The organism is Kroppenstedtia guangzhouensis, from assembly GCF_014637345.1.
Lineage (GTDB): Bacteria > Bacillota > Bacilli > Thermoactinomycetales > DSM-45169 > Kroppenstedtia > Kroppenstedtia guangzhouensis.
In genome coordinates this window covers 1-1695 of sequence record NZ_BMEX01000060.1, presented here as the reverse complement: position 1 = coordinate 1695, position 1695 = coordinate 1, and the positions used below count along the sequence as shown (strand labels likewise).

General features: G+C 54.9%; 1 rRNA gene. It reads right to left on the bottom strand.

From position 1 onward, the window contains the following. Positions 1 to 1695 (bottom strand): 23S ribosomal RNA (locus IEV46_RS17770); the annotation flags it as partial.

Below are 1695 nucleotides of genomic sequence, written 5' to 3'. Positions count from 1 at the left end.
GGTCTCGCAGTCAAGCTCCCTTCTGCCTTTGCACTCTTCCGCGCGATTTCCAACCGCGCTGAGGGAACCTTGGGGCGCCTCCGTTACTCTTTAGGAGGCGACCGCCCCAGTCAAACTGCCCACCTGACACGGTCCCGACACCGGATCACGGTGCTCGGTTAGAACCCCGGCACGATCAGGGTGGTATCCCACCAATGCCTCCTCCGAACCTGGCGGCCCGGATTCTCTGGCTCCCACCTATCCTGTACAAACCGTACCAAGATCCAATATCAGGCTACAGTAAAGCTTCACGGGGTCTTTCCGTCCTGTCACAGGTAACCCGCATCTTCACGGGTACTACGATTTCACCGGGTCTCTCGTTGAGACAGCGCCCAAGTCGTTGCGCCTTTCGTGCGGGTCGGAACTTACCCGACAAGGAATTTCGCTACCTTAGGACCGTTATAGTTACGGCCGCCGTTTACTGGGGCTTCGGTTCTGAGCTTCGCTTGCGCTAACCCTTCCCCTTAACCTTCCAGCACCGGGCAGGCGTCAGCCCCTATACTTCGCCTTGCGGCTTTGCAGAGACCTGTGTTTTTGCTAAACAGTCGCTTGGGCCTATTCACTGCGGCCCCCTCGCGCTCATCACGCTAACGGGGCACCCCTTCTCCCGAAGTTACGGGGTCATTTTGCCGAGTTCCTTAACGAGAGTTTTCCCGCGCGCCTGAGGATTCTCTCCTCGCCTACCTGTGTCGGTTTGCGGTACGGGCACCTTCCGCCTCGCTAGAGGCTTTTCTTGGCAGTGTGAGATCAAGGACTTCGGTACTTATGGTTCCCTCGCCATCACGGCCCAGCCTTGGAAAGACGGATTTGCCTGTCTTTCCGGCCTCACCGCTTGGACGCGCATATCCAGCAGCGCGATCCCCTACCCTCCTGCGTCCCCCCATCACTCAAACGGCGGAAGGTGGTACAGGAATTTCCACCTGTTATCCATCGCCTACGCTTTTCAGCCTCGGCTTAGGTCCCGACTTACCCTGAGCGGACGAACCTTCCTCAGGAAACCTTAGGCTTTCGGCGGAGGGGATTCTCACCCCTCTTTTCGTTACTCACACCGGCATTCTCACTCCCCAGCACTCCACCGCACCTCACGATACGACTTCGATGCACTGGGGACGCTCCCCTACCACACTGGAGGTCAGAAGTAAGAGGTCAGATGTTGGACTTCCATTTATCCAGCAGGCTGTGAAGTTGCCTGCCCAGTTTACTGTATGACTGCTCCCATCGTTGATACAAAGCTTGATCAACATAACCGAGGTCATGAGCCATATCCAAGTAAACCTGGACTTCATTGCATGATCCAAGAGCAATTCCTATAAAGCGCTTAAAATCAGCAGTTGACCTTCGTTTCCCATACCCTTCAGCTATATTAGCCGGTATAGAAACCGCAGCTCGCCTTAATTGAGCTCCCAGTTCATACTTCTCAAAGTCCGGAAAGGTTCGGGTGGCTTTGTGTACTTCGAGTGCCAGACTATAAGATGCCTGATACACACGGAAATCACGAAAGCTCCGAATCATCCCTTCTTACCTCCAACTTCTTACTTCCAACCTCCAGCGTCCACAGCTTCGGTGGCGTGTTTAGCCCCGTTACATTTTCGGCGCAGAGTCCCTGGACCAGTGAGCTATTACGCACTCTTTAAATGATGGCTGCTTCTAAGCCAA